13 protein-coding genes and 1 pseudogene are annotated in these 16,192 nt (G+C 69.8%); 3 read left to right on the top strand and 11 right to left on the bottom strand.

What is annotated here, in order from left to right; translation table 11 throughout:
- Positions 1-140 precede the first annotated feature (140 nt).
- From PZB75_RS17890 to PZB75_RS17880, 3 genes are all read right to left on the bottom strand, one after another.
- Positions 141-2,639 carry a sodium-translocating pyrophosphatase gene (locus PZB75_RS17890; protein WP_275536309.1) on the bottom strand — a complete coding sequence of 833 codons (2,499 nt, stop codon included), beginning with the start codon at positions 2,637-2,639 and terminating at the stop codon, positions 141-143.
- A 413-nt stretch (positions 2,640-3,052) separates the two neighbouring features.
- Positions 3,053-3,535, bottom strand: coding sequence for an ATP-binding protein (locus tag PZB75_RS17885; RefSeq protein ID WP_275536308.1), 483 nt, complete (start codon positions 3,533-3,535; stop codon positions 3,053-3,055).
- A gap of 183 nt (positions 3,536-3,718) precedes the next feature.
- Positions 3,719-4,072 carry an STAS domain-containing protein gene (locus tag PZB75_RS17880; protein WP_003967428.1) on the bottom strand — a complete coding sequence of 118 codons (354 nt, stop codon included), beginning with the start codon at positions 4,070-4,072 and terminating at the stop codon, positions 3,719-3,721.
- 104 nt (positions 4,073-4,176) lie between these two features.
- Between PZB75_RS17880 and PZB75_RS17875 the strand changes: the two genes are divergently transcribed.
- Entirely contained in the window at positions 4,177-6,801 is a 2,625-nt protein-coding gene (locus PZB75_RS17875) for a DEAD/DEAH box helicase (protein WP_275536306.1), read from the top strand.
- Here PZB75_RS17875 and PZB75_RS17870 read toward each other — a convergent pair.
- From PZB75_RS17870 to ssd, 7 genes and pseudogenes are all read right to left on the bottom strand, one after another.
- Positions 6,779-7,138 (bottom strand): annotated as a pseudogene (locus PZB75_RS17870) (Rv3654c family TadE-like protein); the annotation flags it as partial. The gene PZB75_RS17875 and the pseudogene PZB75_RS17870 sit on opposite strands and share 23 nt — an antisense overlap.
- Positions 7,139-7,245: 107 nt before the next feature.
- A complete protein-coding gene (locus PZB75_RS17865) occupies positions 7,246-7,665 on the bottom strand; it encodes a TadE family type IV pilus minor pilin (protein ID WP_275536305.1) in 420 nt (139 codons plus the stop codon).
- The gene (locus PZB75_RS17860) at positions 7,652-7,828 is read right to left on the bottom strand and encodes a DUF4244 domain-containing protein (protein ID WP_275538752.1); all 177 of its coding nucleotides are present in this window, start codon (positions 7,826-7,828) and stop codon (positions 7,652-7,654) included. The genes PZB75_RS17865 and PZB75_RS17860 overlap by 14 nt, the downstream gene beginning before the upstream one ends.
- 116 nt (positions 7,829-7,944) lie before the next feature.
- Positions 7,945-8,772, bottom strand: coding sequence for a type II secretion system F family protein (locus tag PZB75_RS17855; protein ID WP_275536304.1), 828 nt, complete (start codon positions 8,770-8,772; stop codon positions 7,945-7,947).
- A 194-nt stretch (positions 8,773-8,966) separates the two neighbouring features.
- Entirely contained in the window at positions 8,967-9,818 is an 852-nt protein-coding gene (locus tag PZB75_RS17850) for a type II secretion system F family protein (RefSeq protein ID WP_275538751.1), read from the bottom strand.
- 50 nt (positions 9,819-9,868) lie between these two features.
- Complete coding sequence (locus PZB75_RS17845; RefSeq protein WP_275536303.1) at positions 9,869-11,017, bottom strand: TadA family conjugal transfer-associated ATPase; 1,149 nt, start codon at positions 11,015-11,017, stop codon at positions 9,869-9,871.
- Positions 11,014-12,132: a septum site-determining protein Ssd gene (gene ssd / locus PZB75_RS17840; RefSeq protein WP_275536302.1), complete on the bottom strand. Its 1,119-nt coding sequence runs from the start codon at positions 12,130-12,132 to the stop codon at positions 11,014-11,016. Before ssd ends, PZB75_RS17845 begins: the two co-directional genes overlap by 4 nt.
- Positions 12,133-12,636: 504 nt before the next feature.
- On the opposite strand from ssd, the gene PZB75_RS17835 reads away from it, so the two are divergent.
- The gene (locus PZB75_RS17835; RefSeq protein ID WP_275536301.1) at positions 12,637-13,476 is read left to right on the top strand and encodes an HAD-IB family hydrolase; all 840 of its coding nucleotides are present in this window, start codon (positions 12,637-12,639) and stop codon (positions 13,474-13,476) included.
- A 578-nt stretch (positions 13,477-14,054) separates the two neighbouring features.
- Here PZB75_RS17835 and PZB75_RS17830 read toward each other — a convergent pair.
- On the bottom strand, positions 14,055-14,879 hold the full coding sequence (locus PZB75_RS17830; protein ID WP_275536300.1) for an oxidoreductase: 825 nt from the start codon (positions 14,877-14,879) through the stop codon (positions 14,055-14,057).
- A gap of 102 nt (positions 14,880-14,981) precedes the next feature.
- Between PZB75_RS17830 and PZB75_RS17825 the strand changes: the two genes are divergently transcribed.
- Positions 14,982-15,977 (top strand): ATP-binding protein, encoded by a 996-nt coding sequence (locus PZB75_RS17825; RefSeq protein ID WP_275536299.1) that lies wholly within the window; start codon positions 14,982-14,984, stop codon positions 15,975-15,977.
- Positions 15,978-16,192: the final 215 nt, after the last annotated feature.

The raw sequence follows: 16,192 nt of genomic DNA, 5'->3' as shown, positions 1-16,192 counted from the left end.
CTCACCCGAATGGCCGCATGCCCACCGCCTCAAGCCATCGGACACCCGTACGAACCACCACACGATCAGCGGACGGCCAGTCAGAAGTGCCTCGCAGCACGCCCGCTGATCACGCGGCAGACGGTGACTGCCGACCGGGCTCAGGACGTCGTCGCCGGATCTGCCGAGGAGGCTGTCGGCGGACCTGCCGGTGCGCCCTCGCCGTCCTCTCCCGTCGCGATCCCGCGACGCTTCGAGACGTGGACGGCGCCGATGACGACCACGACGGCGAATCCGGCCACCGCGGCACGAATTCCGGGGCTCGCGTCCGGCCCGTAACCGAACTTCACGACCGCCGGGGCGATGAGCAGTGCCACCAGGTTCATCACCTTCAGCAGCGGGTTGATCGCCGGGCCCGCGGTGTCCTTGAACGGATCACCGACCGTGTCGCCGATGACCGTCGCGGCATGCGCGTCACTGCCCTTGCCGCCGTGGTGGCCGTCCTCGACGAGTTTCTTCGCGTTGTCCCAGGCGCCACCGGAGTTGGCCAGGAAGACGGCCATCAGAGTGCCGGTGGCGATCGCGCCCGCGAGATACGAGCCGAGCGCGCCGACCCCCAGCGCGAAGCCGACGGCGATCGGCGCCAGCACCGCGAGCAGGCCTGGCGTGGCGAGTTCCCGCAGGGCGTCCTTGGTGCAGATGTCGACGACGCGTCCGTACTCCGGTTTCTCGGTGCGGTCCATGATCCCGGGGTGCTCGCGGAACTGCCGCCGCACTTCGTGGACCACGGCCCCGGCCGACCGGGAGACCGCGTTGATCGCCAGACCGGAGAAGAGGAACACGACCGCGGCCCCCAGGATCAGCCCGACGAGGTTGTTGGGCTGCGAGATGTCCAGGCTCAGCCCCATCTCGTCGGTCTTCGCACCGACGTCGTCCACGGCCGTGGCGATCGCGTCGCGGTACGAGCCGAAGAGCGCCGAGGCCGCCAGTACCGCGGTGGCGATGGCGATGCCCTTGGTGATGGCCTTGGTCGTGTTGCCGACGGCGTCCAGATCGGTGAGCACCCGGGCGCCCGCGCCCTGTACGTCGCCGGACATCTCCGCGATGCCCTGCGCGTTGTCGGAGACCGGTCCGAAGGTGTCCATGGCGACGATGACACCGACGGTGGTGAGCAGGCCGGTCCCGGCCAGGGCCACCGCGAAGAGCGCCAGCGTGATCGACGCGCCGCCGAGCAGGAACGCCCCGTAGACGCCCAGTCCGATCAGCAGCGCGGTGTAGACGGCGGACTCCAGACCGATGGAGATCCCGGCGAGTACGACGGTCGCCGGGCCGGTCAGCGAGGACTTGCCGATGTCCTGGACGGGACGCCGGCCGGTCTCCGTGAAGTAGCCGGTGAGCTGCTGGATCAGCGCGGCCAGCACGATACCGATGGCGACGGCGACCAGGGCGAAGACCCGGGGGTCACCGCCGTGCCCGGCGACCGCGCCGTCGGAGACCCCGTCGAGGTCGCTGTACGAGGACGGCAGGTACACGAAGACCGCCACGGCCACCAGCACGAGTGAGATCGCGGCGGAGACGAAGAAGCCCCGGTTGATGGCCGTCATCCCGCTGCGGTCGCGGCGGCGCGGCGAGACGGCGAAGATCCCGATCATGGCGGTGACCACACCGATCGCCGGCACGATCAGCGGGAACGCCAGTCCGGCGTCACCGAAGGCCGCCTTGCCGAGGATCAACGCGGCGACCAGTGTCACGGCGTACGACTCGAAGAGATCCGCCGCCATACCGGCACAGTCACCGACGTTGTCGCCCACGTTGTCGGCGATGGTGGCCGCGTTGCGGGGATCGTCCTCGGGGATGCCCTGCTCCACCTTGCCGACGAGGTCGGCGCCGACATCCGCGGCCTTGGTGAAGATGCCGCCGCCGACCCTCATGAACATGGCGATGAGCGCCGCGCCGAGCCCGAAACCCTCCAGTACCTTGGGCGCGTCGGCCGCGTAGACGAGCACGACGGCGGAGGCACCGAGCAGGCCGAGACCCACCGTGATCATTCCGACCACACCACCGGTACGGAAAGCGATCTTCATCGCCTTGTGGGAAGCGTTATGGGAAGCCTCGCGAGAAACGCTGACGATATCCTTTCCCATTCCGTCACCCACACCACCCGTGCCACTCCCGCCGCTTTCCGGATCACCGTCCGCGGATGTCGCTTCCCGAGCGGCGGCGGCCACACGCACATTGCTGCGTACGGCCAGACGCATCCCGATGTACCCGGTGGCCGCCGAGAAAAGCGCGCCCACCAGGAAGAAAACGGAACGTCCGGCGCGCTGCGACCAGTTCTCGGCCGGCAGCAGCAGGAGCAGGAAGAAGACAACGACGGCGAACAGGCCGAGCGTCCGCAGCTGACGCACCAGATAGGCGTTCGCGCCCTCCTGCACGGCCGCCGCGATCTCCTTCATGCGGTCGGTGCCCTCGCCGGCCGCCAGCACCTGGCGTACCAGCAGCTGGGCGACGATCAGCGCCGCGACGGCCACGGCCGCGACGACGGTCACGATGGTCCGGTTGCCGTCGGTCAGCGTGGCGGCTGCGAGCGGGATGGGCCGGTCGGGAAACGCGGTGGTTCCGGCCAGTTCTGCCAGTGGGGTGGAGATGAGACCCGGCATACGTCCTCCTTGATGCTCAGCGCTCAAGTCGTGGACGGATTGTAGGGAGCGGAACCCGATCAAAACAGTGCCCGGTAAATACGATTGAGATTTTCCCGCCAATGAAACGATCAGTATCACCGAATGCGCCGGAGGACATTCCAAAAAGGTGGCAGAATCGGCGCGCGATAATTGATCAGGCCAAACAAAAGAGGCCCCGCTCAGCAGGGCCACGAGACAACCGGGGCGGTAGACCGGGACGGCAGTCCAGAGAGGTCGGCCCGGCGCGCGGACTTCACGGGGAGGGCGGGGCCAGGGGTCCGGGTGCGCGGGCATCACAGAGCACTTGTCGCCGGCTTGTCGCCGCCACACGAGTCCGGCCAGCCGCTCACCGCCGTTCGGGTACCTCGGTACCTACCGGAGTGACGACCGCTTCACGACAGCACCACACCGGGGGGCGTCGGCCAGGTCATCCGGATCACGCCGCCTTCGGCGCTGGATCTGACCTCCACGTCGTCGACCAGTCCGCTGATGACCGCGAGACCCATCTCGTCCTCGCCGTCCGCGTCGGCCTCGGGACCCGGTTCGTCGAGCCCCGCGCCGGACGTGGCCGCGGAAGCTTCAGGGGCCCCGGCGCGAGCATGGGCCGGACCGTCATGACCGATTTCAGGCACTTCGTCCCCGACCTCGATGGAGAAGGACTTCTCCTCGTCGGTGAGGACGACAGTGACCGGCGCCGAGATGCCACGGCTGCGATGCAGCCCGACAGCACGGCTGCACGCCTCGCCGACCGCGAGTCTGACCTCGTCGAGCACTGCTTCGTCCACCCCTGCCCTGCGTGCCACGGCGGCCGCCACGAGGCGGGCCGTCCTGACGTGCTCGGGCTGAGCGCTGAAGCGGAGTTCAACGGTGGCCATGCGATCCCCTCGGACGTACGAGCGTGCGTCTCAGGGGGCCGGGCGTGCCGCCCGGTTCCCCTGCTCTCTTCTTCCGGAGGCCGACGGAACCCTGCGGACCAGGACCCGCGGGACCGACAAAGCCGACAGCCGACCAACGATCAGCTGCCTGCCCGTCGGCCGTCGGCCGACCTGCACCGACCGTCAGTCGGTGGCCGCCACGGCCTCGTCGACCGTGGTGTGAATCGGGAACACCTTGGTCAGACCCGTGATCCGGAAGATCTTGAGGATGCGCTCCTGGTTGCACACCAGGCGCAGCGAGCCCTCATGGGCACGGACACGCTTCAAGCCACCCACGAGCACACCGAGTCCGGTGGAGTCGAGGAAATCGACTCCCTCCATATCGACGACCAGGTGATAGCTGCCGTCATTCACCAACTCGACCAACTGCTCGCGCAGCTTGGGCGCGGTATACACATCAATCTCGCCACCGACCTCGACGACCGTACGGTCGCCACCAGGGCCGGACACATTGCGAGTCGACAGGGACAGGTCCACGGATCCTCCAGCACCTTGCTATCGAGCGGTCGCCCCTCGGTCTCCCCGACGGAGCCAGGGGAGGGATCGCCAGCCGCGATGGCATTCAATCATTACCAGCAGCCATGCACGACGCCTTGGGAGCATTGTCCGTCACGCCAGTGACACACTCGGTGTCGATGGCCAAGAATCACCGCCCCAGTCGACCACCCGAGAGCGGGGACATGCGTCCCACTCCCGACATGATCCTCGACCGGCTCGCCGCAGGGGCGGGCCGAGCCGCGCGCATCACTCATACGGAGCACTTGCCCCCGCGTACGGGAACCCATGCCATCTGGCCCGATCGTATCCGCCCGGAGGTGATCACGGCCATCGGGAGGGCCGGAATCGATCATCCTTGGGCCCATCAGGCGGCGGCTGCCGAGCACGCCCTGGACGGTGAGTCCGTGGTGATCGCCACGGGCACCGCCTCCGGCAAGTCGCTCGCCTACCTCGCTCCGGTCCTGTCCGCCCTTCTGGACGGCTCGGAGGCCCCCAACGGCCGTGGCACGACCGCCCTGTACCTCGCTCCCACCAAGGCTCTCGCCGCCGACCAGAGGCGGGCGGTGAAGGCCCTGGCGGCCCCCCTCGGCAACGCCGTCCGGCCCGCGGTCCACGACGGCGACACCCCCGTCGAAGAACGCGAATGGGTACGCCAGTACGCCAACTACGTCCTCACCAACCCCGACATGCTGCACCGCGGCATACTTCCCTCCCATCCCCGCTGGGCCTCCTTCCTGCGGGCACTGCGTTATGTCGTCATCGACGAGTGCCACACCTATCGGGGCGTCTTCGGCTCCCACGTCGCCCAGGTACTGCGCCGGCTCCGCCGTCTGTGTGCCCGTTACGGGTCGCATCCCGTCTTCCTCCTCGCCTCCGCCACCTCCGCCGATCCTGCGATCTCCGCCGGGCGGCTCACCGGCCTGCCCGTCCAGGAGGTGGCCGACGACGCCTCACCGCGTGGCGAGGTGGTCTTCGCCCTGTGGGAGCCGCCGCTGACCGAACTGCACGGGGAGAAGGGCGCGCCCGTGCGCCGTACCGCCACGGCCGAGACGGCCGACCTCCTCACCGACCTCACGATTCAGGGCATCCGTTCGGTCGCCTTCGTACGGTCCCGGCGTGGCGCCGAACTGATCTCCGTCATCGCCAAGGAGCGCCTGGCCGAGGTGGACCGCTCGCTCCCGAGGCGGGTCGCCGCCTATCGCGGCGGCTATCTCCCCGAGGAGCGGCGGGCCCTGGAGCGAGCCCTGCACTCCGGCGAACTGCTCGGCCTCGCCGCCACGACAGCCCTCGAACTCGGCATCGACGTGTCGGGCCTCGACGCCGTCGTCATCGCCGGATATCCCGGCACCCGAGCCTCGCTGTGGCAGCAGGCGGGCCGCGCAGGACGCTCCGGTCAGGGCGCCCTGGCCATCCTGGTCGCGCGCGACGACCCGCTGGACACCTTCCTCGTCCACCATCCCGAAGCCCTCTTCCAGCAGCCCGTCGAGTCGACCGTCCTCGACCCGGACAATCCATACGTACTCGCCCCCCATCTGTGCGCCGCCGCCGCCGAGCTGCCGCTCACCGAGTCGGACATCGAACTCTTCGGGCCCGCGGTGCCCGATCTGCTGCCGCAGCTGGAGGCCGCGAAGCTGCTCCGCAAACGGGTGTCGGGCTGGCACTGGACCCGTCGCGAACGGGCCGCCGACCTGACCGACATCCGTGGCGAGGGTGGCAGCCCGATCCAGATCGTCGAGGAGGGCACCGGCCGCCTGTTGGGGACGGTCGACGAGTCCGCAGCGCACAGCGCCGTCCACGAGGGCGCCGTCCACCTCCACCAGGGCAGCACCTACCTGGTCCGGCGGCTGGACCTGGCGGACTCGGTCGCCCTGGTCGAGGAGGCGAACCCGCCCTACTCCACCACCGCACGCGACACCACGGCCATCGCCGTCCTGGAGACCGATACGGAGGTTCCGTGGGGGCAGGGGCGCCTCTGCTACGGCTCCGTGGAAGTCACCAACCAGGTCGTCTCCTTTCTCCGTCGCAAACTCATCACCGGTGAGGTGCTCGGCGAGACCAAGCTCGACCTGCCGCCCCGTGTTCTGCGCACCCGCGCCGTGTGGTGGACGGTCACCGAGGACCAACTCGACGCGGCTCGCGTCAATCCGGAAATCCTCGGCGGCGCCCTGCATGCCGCCGAACACGCGTCGATCGGCATGCTGCCCCTCTTCGCCACCTGCGACCGTTGGGACATCGGTGGAGTCTCCGTGCCGCTCCACCCGGACACCCTCCTGCCGACCGTCTTCGTGTACGACGGCCATCCGGGGGGCGCCGGGTTCGCCGAACGTGCCTTCCGCACTGCCCGCTCCTGGCTCACCGCCACTCGCCAGGCCATCGCCTCCTGCGAGTGCGAGGCCGGCTGCCCGTCATGCATCCAGTCCCCCAAATGCGGCAACGGCAACGAACCCCTGCACAAACGAGGCGCGGTGCGCCTCCTCGCCGAACTCCTCAGGGCAGCTCCCGAGGACCCGGAAGAGGTGGCGGCGGCGGGTGAAGTCGTGGAAGCGGGTGAAGTGGTGGAAGCGACAGACACCCCGCAGATCCCCGTCCCACCACTGTCACCGTTGTCGACGGAGGGCTCCCGGGTGATGCCCCCCACGTCCGCTCCAGAACTCCGGCCGTCCCGGAAGCAGCCGTCGGATCAACCGCCGGACCGGCCCGGGACCTGACCCGGGGGACGTACGGGCCGAAGCCCGCCCCAGCCGTCACATCGGCGATCTCCCCGCGGACCGCGCAGCGCACCAACTCCGCTCCCTGCGCACGTGCCACCCGCCGTGCCGCCCGGCACGCCTCCTCCGGGCCCCGCAGGGCGCGGTCGGCGGCGGCCAGAGCCGCGAGATCCGCCGCCGCACCGGCCCGATGACGAACGGCGATCACCTGTCCCAGTGCGAGGACGGCCCCGAACACGGCACACAACGTGGTCGCGGTCACCGCCACCCACACCGTTGCCAGTCCCTGGTCCTCGCGGCCCTGATACCTCTTCGCACGCTTCCACGTCCACCGCAGGACGGCCCACCGAACAGATCGGCGCGGGGCAGTCGGTCCGGATCGCGGCAGAGCCAACGACCTTGGGACGACCCTGCGCGGCGCGGAGGCGCGTCCGCCCGCTTCCGTCATGACTCCACCCCCACCGTGTCCTCGGCCAACGCCGCCGCTTCCGCGCTCAGCGTCATGGCCAGCGGGCCCAGTCCCGGTATCGGTGCCACTACCCGTACCCGCCACAGTTCGCCGGCTCGCTCCAGGACGACCCGAGCCCCGCCGGGCGCCGCCTCGCGGGCGGCGGCCAGGACTCCCGCCTCCGGTTCGGAGCGGGCCGCCGCCCGGGCCCCGGCACGCGCCGCGTCGACGCAGCGGATCTGTGCGGAGGCGGCGACCAGTGCCCAGACCAGAGCCAGCGCGAACGCCACCAACACCGGAATCACCATGGCCGCCTCCGCCGTCACCGCACCCCGATCGCCGTGCCCGCACCCACCGCGGAGTGCGCGTGCGCCACCCGGGAGGGGCCGGCCGGCGCCCAGCTCAGAACTTCGCATCGAGCGCGTTCTTCAGCAGTCCCTGAAGTGCCTCCAGGACAGGGGCACTCGTGACCACCTTGTAGAGCACCGCGGCGAATGCGCAGGCCGCGATGGTCCCGACCGCGTATTCGGACGTGGTCATTCCGTCATCCGTCCCCCCTTGTCGGACCCGGCGCACCATCCACCGCAACCGCTTCTTGATCTTCTGTCGCATGTCGATCCCCGAACTCGTGAGATACATCGGATGAACACCTGATGAGTGAGAAGGCCTTGTTCTGGCAGGTGTCGTGTGTTCTGTCAGGCGCCGTGCAGCAGGCCGGTCGCCAGGCCGATGACCACGGGTGCCACGCCGACCGCCAGGAAGGCGGGCAGGAAGCAGAGCCCGACGGGGGCTGTGATCAGCACCCCGGCCCGCTGAGCGCGCGCCAAGGCCGCGTCGGCGCGCTCGGCCCGTATTCCGTCGGCCAGACGCGAGACGGGCTCCGCTGCCGGGGCACCGGACGCTCCGGCTCGATACAGGCACCGAGCGAGTGCCGCGGCGCCCGGTATCTCCCCGAACCGCGCCCACGCGTCGGCGGGTTCACCACCGAGCCGGATCTCCGCGGCTGTGCGTGCCAGCCGCTCACCGGCCGGACCACCCAACGCCTCCCCCACCGCTTCCGCCGCCTCCCGCGGCCCGGCTCCGGCAGATACACATGCGGCCAGGAGATCTGCCAGCAAAGGCAGTTGACGTGCCACAGCAGCCGCCTCGGGCACCGAGGCCCCCGGATCACGCCTCCCCCGCCCGGCCCGCCACCGCCGTACGGCATATCCCCCCGCCGCCCCGACCGCACCACCCACAACGCCCCCGGCAAGAATCCAGCCGGTCACTGCCCCGGCCACCGGCGCCGACCATTCCTTCGCCGGACCGCACCACTTCAGCCACCGCCGCGGCGGCTTCTCCTGGTCAACTCCCAACACCGACGCGCCTCGTCGGCGGTTCACCCGTGCCTGTCTGTGGCGGACCGACAGCGCGACCAGCCACATCACCGCGCCCAGAGCGGCCACCATCGCCAGTTCGTGGACGAATTCCCCGACCGAGCTGACCCGGTCGACCGCACCACCCATGCCAATCGCACCACTCATTCCGACCGAGCCGACGTACCCCGGTGGCGAGACAGGCCCAGCTGCCCCGACCGCTTCGACTGACCCGGCGTAAGCCACCGAACCGAACGGGCCGGTCGAGCCCCCTTGACCATCCCAACCGCGCCAACCGGCCCAACCGGCGCACCCCGCTGAACCAAAGAGGTCAACCCTCCCCACCACTTCGCTCACCGCGCTCACGCCGCCTCCCCTGACCGGACGATCCGAGCCGCCCAGAAGAGACCCACGGCCTCCAACACGGCCCCCGTTGCGAGGCAGAGCAGTCCGCCTGGCGTGTGCAGCAGCACCCGTAACGGGTCGGCCCCCAGCGCGGCGCCCAACAACAGGCCCACCACCGGCAGCGACGCCAACACGACGACCGTCGACCAGGCTCCCGCGAGCTGGGCGCGCAACTCCTCACGCCGACGCCGTTCCTTCCGAAGCGCGGACTCAAGACGGTCGAGTCCGGTAGCGAGACCCGCACCACCGTCCACGGCCACCCGCCAACAGGCCGCCACTCCCGCCAGGCCCTCCAGCCCCGATTCACGTGCGGCCTGGCGCAGCGCCCACGGCACATCTCCGCCGAACTGCGCCGCCGCCAGCACCGCTGCCTCCGCACCGCCGAGCGCGCCGGTCTCCCGCGCACCGACCAGCAATGCCTGCCCCGGCTCGTGTCCGGACCTCAACTCCCCGACCACCGCGCCGCACAGGGCCATCACCTCGTCTGCCCGCAGCTCCCGTTCGCGCTTGAGGTTTCGCCGACGCAGCCATCTCCGGACCAGCGGCACCGCTACGGCTCCCGCGATCAATGGCAACAACGACTGACCCCACACGGCGAACACGACAGCCATGGGCAGGCACAGCCATTCCCGGCGTCCACCGGCCCATTGCTTCAACACCGGCAGCACCCGCTCCGCGGACAGTGGCGGTTCCGCCGCTTCGCCCGGGAGCCCCGAAAACAGCGTCCGCGCCCGGCGCAGCCCGCGGTCCCGTCCGGCCACCAGCCAAGCCGCTGCCCCCGCGCACAGCGCCGCGGAAGCGGTCACCAACACCGACAGTCCCACGTCCGTCCCCGACCCCGCGGCCGCCGGACCGCCGCTCACCTCGGACCTCCGAGCAACGAACGCAGCCGCTCCCAGCCACGCTCACGCACGAATCCATCGGACCCCCACCGCAGCGCCGGAACCGTGACGACCAGGCCGGCCGCATCCCGCTCCAGCACGTGTACCTCGGCGATGCGCCGCCGCCCGCCCCTGTCCCGTACGAGATGGACCACCACCGACAGCGCCGCGGCCAACTGACTGTGCAGCGCCACCCGATCCAGCCCGGCCGCGGTGCCCAGCGCCTCCAGCCGGGCAGGTACGTGCTCGGCCGCGTTGGCGTGGACCGTTCCACAGCCGCCTTCGTGGCCAGTATTGAGAGCGGCCAGCAATTCCGTGACCTCCGAACCCCGGACCTCCCCGACCACCAGCCGGTCGGGCCGCATCCGCAGCGCCTGGCGCACCAGATCCCGGAGAGTCACCCGGCCCGCCCCTTCCTGGTTGGCGGGTCGTGACTCCAGTCTCACGACGTGTGGGTGGTCGGGCCGCAGCTCCGCGGAGTCCTCCGCGAGCACGATCCGCTCCCGCTCCCCCACAGCGCCGAGCAGACTCGACAGCAGCGTCGTCTTTCCCGCGCCCGTACCTCCGCTGATCAGGTACGAGACCCGGGCCTCGACCAGCGCCCGGAGCACTTCCTCACCGCCCGGCGGAATCGTCCCCGCCGCAACCAACTCCGCCAGTGAGAAGGCCTGGGGGCGCACCACGCGCAACGACAGACAGGTCGAGCCGACGGAGACGGGCGGCAGCACCGCGTGCATGCGTGTCCCATCGGGCAGCCGTGCGTCCACCCAGGGGTGGGCGTCGTCGAGCCGCCGCCCGGCCACCGCCGCGAGCCGTTGTGCCAGCCGACGGACCGCGGCCGCGTCCTGGAAGGTCACCCCGGTGAGTTCGAGCCCGCCGCCCCGGTCCACCCAGACCCGGTCCGGGGCGGACACCAGCACGTCCGAAACGGCGGGGTCCGCGAGCAGAGGTTCCAGCACTCCGGTCCCGACCAGTTCGCCTCGCAGTTCCTTCGCCACGCCCAGCACCTCGGCGTCGCCAAGGATCCGCCCCTGGGCCCGCAGCGCGGCGGCGACTCCGGCCGGGGTCGGATCGGTGCCGTTCTGCGCCAGCCGCTGCCGCACGGCATCGAGCAGTCCCTCGGTCATGACTTTCCGCCCTGGTCCTGGTCGAGCGCCCGCTCCCAGAACTCGGTGCAGAACCGGGCAAGGGGTCCGCGCGGGCTGCCGCCCGGTGGCTCGCCGCCGTCCTGAGCGGCCGACAGGCCCGCTTCCGTCGGCAGCTCACCCACGAGTGGCAGTCCGAGCGCCTGAGCCACCCAGTGTTCGTCGATCCCAGCGGCGTAGGGCCCACGCGCGACGACCCTCAGATCATCGAGAACCGTTCCCGCTGCCACCACCACCCGTTTCGCCGCCGCGACGGCACGCAGCTCGCCCGGTACGACCACCAGCCCGAGATCGAGTTGTGCCAGCGCCTCCGCCACGCTCTCGTCGATCCGGCGCGGCAGATCGACCACCACCACACCACCGAGTCGGCGTGCCGCTGCCAGCACCGCCCGCATGGCCTGTGGCGGGATTTCCGCCGTGTCGTCCCTGCCCCAACTGAGAGCCCGGAGCCCGTGGAGGGCCGGCAGTGACTCCTCCAGCGCACCGCTGCCCACTCGCCCCTTGGAATGGGCGAAATCCGGCCACCTCATGCCTTCGGCACGCTCGCCGCCGAGCAGCACGTCGATACCACCGCCCAGCGGATCGCCGTCGATCAGCATGGTCCGCCGACCGGCCCTGGCAGCGGTCACCGCGAGGGCGCAGGCCAACGTGGACGCGCCCGCGCCGCCCCGCCCACCGAGCACCCCGACGGTGACCGCGGGGCGACCCACACCTTCTGCGGCATTGGCGATCTGGTCGACGAGCCAGTTCTCGGAATCGGGCAGCCGCAGCACGTACTCCGCTCCGATGCCCACGGCGTGCCGCCAGACGTCCGGGTTGTCCTGGGCCCGGCCGACCAGCATCACGCCGCGTCTGCGTGCCGCGCCGCGACAGCGGGGCGCCGCATCGTCGCCCACCAGGACCATGGGTGCCCGATCCCAGCCACTGCGGCGTTCGGGAAGCCCGTGGTGCACTTCCGGCTCCGCCCCCGCCGCCGCGCACAGCCGCAACAGATCGTCGAGCAGCTGCACGTCCTCGGTCACGATCAATGGTCCGCCACGGCGCTCCTCGGCGCTGGGCAGACGATCCCGTGCGACAGTTCCGGCCACGATGACCATCCCCCTTCTCACTGCGTCTCCACCGCGGATCGCGCCGATCTCAGGGCCTTCCGAGATCGGCGATTCCCGAGCCCACGGACTTCGTGGGTGGAATCACCGTGCAACGCTGCGGGAAATGGTGTGGATCTTGCTCAAAAACTGTGGACAACTCCGCAGCTGTGAATAACTCGCTCACTCAAACCGGCGACTTCCGGAGAGCAGCACACCTGTTACACACTGTGACGGTGCGGGCGGGCGGAGACATCCCGAGAAGCGGGTCGTCACACCCCGAGAGACCCCGAAAGAAAGGGGGAATGCCTGATTCCGGGTCCCGAAAAAGCATCCGGACATGCGACGACCCCCGCCGGGGGGGAGAGCGGGGGTCGTCCCCACGGCCGACTCGGGGGGGGGAGGAGTCGGACCGGGGTTAGCACGGTCGCGAACGATCCGTGACTTCCATGGTGTACCCGATAGCCTTCTCAGGCAAACCCACACGCCAGATTTTACGCCGAATGGTGGGCCCCTATGCTCAGCGTTGTGGAAAACTCCTTCTACCCGCGCACAGCAGCCTTCTTTGACCTGGACAAGACGGTCATTGCGAAGTCTTCGACTCTGACCTTCAGCAAGTCCTTCTACCAAGGAGGACTGATCAACCGACGCGCCGTACTGCGCACCGCGTACGCACAGTTCGTCTTCCTGGCCGGTGGCGCCGATCACGACCAGATGGAGCGGATGCGTGAATATCTGTCCGCCCTCTGCAAGGGCTGGAACGTCCAGCAGGTCAAAGAAATCGTCGCCGAGACGCTGCACGATCTGATCGACCCCATCATCTACGACGAAGCCGCGACGCTCATCGAGGAACATCACACCGCCGGCCGGGACGTCGTGATCGTCTCCACCTCCGGTGCCGAGGTGGTCGAACCCATCGGTGAACTGCTCGGCGCGGACCGGGTGGTCGCGACCCGGATGGTCGTCGGAGACGACGGATGTTTCACCGGGGAGGTGGAGTACTACGCATACGGACCGACCAAGGCCGAGGCGGTCAAGGCGCTGGCCGCTTCGGAGGGGTACGACCTGGCACGTTGTTACGCGTACAGCGACTCGGCGACCGACGTGCCCATGCTGGAGTCGGTCGGCCATCCGCACGCCGTCAATCCGGACCGCGCCCTGCGGCGCGAAGCGACCCTCCGCGAGTGGCCGATTCTCGTCTTCGACCGCCCGGTCCGGCTGAAGCAACGACTGCCGGCCTTCTCGATGCCGGCTCGTCCCGCCCTCGTCGCCGCGGCGGCGGTCGGCGCGGCGGCGGTCACCGCAGGGCTCGTCTGGTACGCGGCCCGCCGACGCGCCCTCCCCGCCCCCGCCTGAGTGGCCGCCCCTGCTCTCCAGCACTCCGGCACCGGCGCCTCAGCGCTCCAGCCACCTCACAGCACTCCAGCCGCTCCGTCATCTCCGGGCCACCGGCCTTCCCCACTCGTCCTGACCGGCTACGTGAGCCCGAAAACACCGAACCTCCACGGAGGCTCCCGTATCGCACATAACGCGCACATTTGAACATGAAAGTAAAGAAGAGGGGCCAGGGGTTCCACTTCCGTTCGCACGGGAGTACAAAGGAATCAACGGCCCACGAGACCAAGGACATCCGAGAGGATCACCTTCAACCGCGGAAAAGGCCCCACGGACCGGTACATGGAAGCCGAGCACCCACGCGACGTCGACCCGTCGATTACGGGCCAGCCACACCAGGTACGGGCAAAGAACCCGACCTGATGGGCATACATCGAGGACGCATGGTAACTAGGCCCACATGTCAGCGGCGGTACCGGTGACCGGTGCCGCCGCAACCCTTTCAGGTGATAGCCGTTCCACTTCAGGTGATAGCGGCTCCACCCGTCCGGTGAAATGGCATCCTCCCGCCGAACGGGCCTACGCCTGGACGTCGTCGACTACGCGGCTCCGCGCTGAAGCGCCTCGCACACCGCCGTCGACTCCCTGACGCCGAGCTCCACCGCCCGTCCGCAGTGCGCGATCCAGGCCACCATGCCGTCCGGTGTTCCCGAGAGATAGCCCTCGAATGCCGCGATGTATGCGGCCCTGCCTTCTTCGGCGTGCCCCACCTCGGCCGGGCAGACCGACTTGGGATCAAGCCCACTTCCGATCAGCACGATCCGCTGGGCCGTCCGCGCGACCAGTCCGTTGCACGAGCCGAAGGGGCGCAGCGCCAGCAGCTCTCCGTGCACGATCGCAGCCGTGACCAGGGCAGGGGCCTCGCTTCCGGCGAGGACCAGTCCGGCCAGCCCCTCCAACCGCCCCGTCATCTCGTCGGCGTGCGGTAGCGGGGCTTCGATCAGCGGTTCATCGACCGGCTCACCGGCCAGTCGCGGCCGTCCGACCGTGTCACCGGGGGCGGCACCACCGGCCGCCACCAGATGCAGACGTGCCAGGACCCGCAACGGCGACTGCCGCCAGATGGAGAGCAGTTGTCCGGCCTCCGAGGTCAGCCGCAGGGCCGCGCCGACGGTGCGCGCCTCGGTGTCCCCGCTGAAGTCGGTGCGCCGGCGCACCTCTTCCAGATTCCAGTCGGCGCCGGAGAGCGCCGCGGAGCCTCGGGCACCACGCAGCGCCGCCTCCCCGGTGATCTCATGGCTGCGGCGCCGCATGACACGGTGGCCGTAGACCCGGTCGACGGACTTCCGTACGGAGTCCACCGCGTCGGCGACTCCAGGCAGGGAGCCGAGGGTGGCGAGCGGGTCCGAGGCAGTCGTACTCATAAGTAGCGAGGCTACGCGCCCCGCACACCCGTACCACTCCCGAGTGGTCTTCTTCACGTGAGTCGACAGCGGTCGGCGATGACACCGCTACCCTAGGTGAACATGAAGATCGCTTTCGTGGGGAAGGGCGGCAGCGGCAAGACGACGCTGTCCTCGCTCTTCATCCGCCACCTCGCCGCCAATGAAGCCCATGTCGTCGCTGTGGACGCCGACATCAACCAGCATCTGGGAGCCGCACTCGGTCTGGACGACGAAGAGGCAGCCGCGCTGCCCGCGATGGGGGCACATCTGCCGCTCATCAAGGACTATCTGCGGGGTGACAATCCCCGCATCGCGTCCGCGAACACAATGATCAAGACCACGCCGCCCGGGGAGGGCTCGCGCCTGCTGCGGGTCCGGGAGGACAACCCGATCTACGACGCCTGCGCCCGCACGGTCCGGCTCGACGACGGGGACATCCGGCTGATGGCCACCGGACCGTTCACCGAGTCCGACCTCGGCGTGGCCTGCTACCACTCCAAGGTCGGCGCGGTCGAGCTCTGCCTGAATCACCTCGTGGACGGGCGTGACGACTATGTAGTGGTCGACATGACCGCCGGGTCGGACTCGTTCGCGTCGGGGATGTTCACCCGCTTCGACATGACGTTCCTGGTCGCGGAGCCGACCCGTAAGGGGGTCTCCGTGTACCGCCAGTACAAGGAGTACGCCCAGGACTTCGGCGTGGCGCTCAAGGTCGTCGGCAACAAGGTGCAGGGCGCGGACGATCTGGAGTTCCTGCGCGCCGAGGTCGGCGACGACCTGCTGGTCACCGTCGGCCACTCGGACTGGGTACGTGCCATGGAGAAGGGACGTCCCGCCCGGTTCGAACTGCTGGAGGCGGACAACCGCATGGCCTTGCAGGCTCTGCAGGACGCCGCTGAGGACTCGTACGCCGAGCGCGACTGGGAGCGCTACACACGGCAGATGGTCCACTTCCATCTCAGGAACGCGGAGAGCTGGGGCAACGAGAAGACCGGCGCCGACCTGGCCGCCCAGATCGACCCCTCCTTCGTGCTCGACGAACGAGCCGTGCCGAGCGGCACACCCCAGCCCGCCTGATCCAGCGCGGCAACCGAGGTCTTCCCGGCAATCTCCGGTGGGCGTCTCGCCGGTGGCGCCCCCGCGCTCACCGGCGGCACTCCGCAGCCGGCGCCAGCTGCGGGGCGCCGCCGGTGAGCGCCGGCGGAGGAGCCGCCCGGTGGTGATCGCCCGAACGTGGGGGGATTACATCCGGGTCCTCGCTGTTTCGGTCGGGATCGCCGTTCCGGTGTCGC

It is taken from the genome of Streptomyces sp. AM 4-1-1, assembly GCF_029167625.1.
In the GTDB taxonomy this organism is placed as follows: Bacteria; Actinomycetota; Actinomycetes; order Streptomycetales; family Streptomycetaceae; genus Streptomyces.
The sequence above is the reverse complement of the archived record's forward strand: the minus strand, read 5'-3'. Positions and strand labels throughout refer to the sequence as shown.

What these genes read in the sequence shown, in the direction of transcription:
- PZB75_RS17890 (WP_275536309.1), bottom strand. Translation starts at nt 2,639, where the DNA reads ATGCCGGGTCTCATCTCCACCCCACTGGCAGAACTGGCCGGAACCACC.
- PZB75_RS17885 (WP_275536308.1), bottom strand. Translation starts at nt 3,535, where the DNA reads ATGGCCACCGTTGAACTCCGCTTCAGCGCTCAGCCCGAGCACGTCAGG.
- PZB75_RS17875 (WP_275536306.1), top strand. Translation starts at nt 4,177, where the DNA reads ATGCACGACGCCTTGGGAGCATTGTCCGTCACGCCAGTGACACACTCG.
- PZB75_RS17865 (WP_275536305.1), bottom strand. Translation starts at nt 7,665, where the DNA reads ATGCGAAGTTCTGAGCTGGGCGCCGGCCGGCCCCTCCCGGGTGGCGCA.
- PZB75_RS17860 (WP_275538752.1), bottom strand. Translation starts at nt 7,828, where the DNA reads ATGGTGCGCCGGGTCCGACAAGGGGGGACGGATGACGGAATGACCACG.
- PZB75_RS17855 (WP_275536304.1), bottom strand. Translation starts at nt 8,772, where the DNA reads ATGAGTGGTGCGATTGGCATGGGTGGTGCGGTCGACCGGGTCAGCTCG.
- PZB75_RS17845 (WP_275536303.1), bottom strand. Translation starts at nt 11,017, where the DNA reads ATGACCGAGGGACTGCTCGATGCCGTGCGGCAGCGGCTGGCGCAGAAC.
- ssd (WP_275536302.1), bottom strand. Translation starts at nt 12,132, where the DNA reads ATGGTCATCGTGGCCGGAACTGTCGCACGGGATCGTCTGCCCAGCGCC.
- PZB75_RS17835 (WP_275536301.1), top strand. Translation starts at nt 12,637, where the DNA reads ATGCTCAGCGTTGTGGAAAACTCCTTCTACCCGCGCACAGCAGCCTTC.
- PZB75_RS17830 (WP_275536300.1), bottom strand. Translation starts at nt 14,879, where the DNA reads ATGAGTACGACTGCCTCGGACCCGCTCGCCACCCTCGGCTCCCTGCCT.
- PZB75_RS17825 (WP_275536299.1), top strand. Translation starts at nt 14,982, where the DNA reads ATGAAGATCGCTTTCGTGGGGAAGGGCGGCAGCGGCAAGACGACGCTG.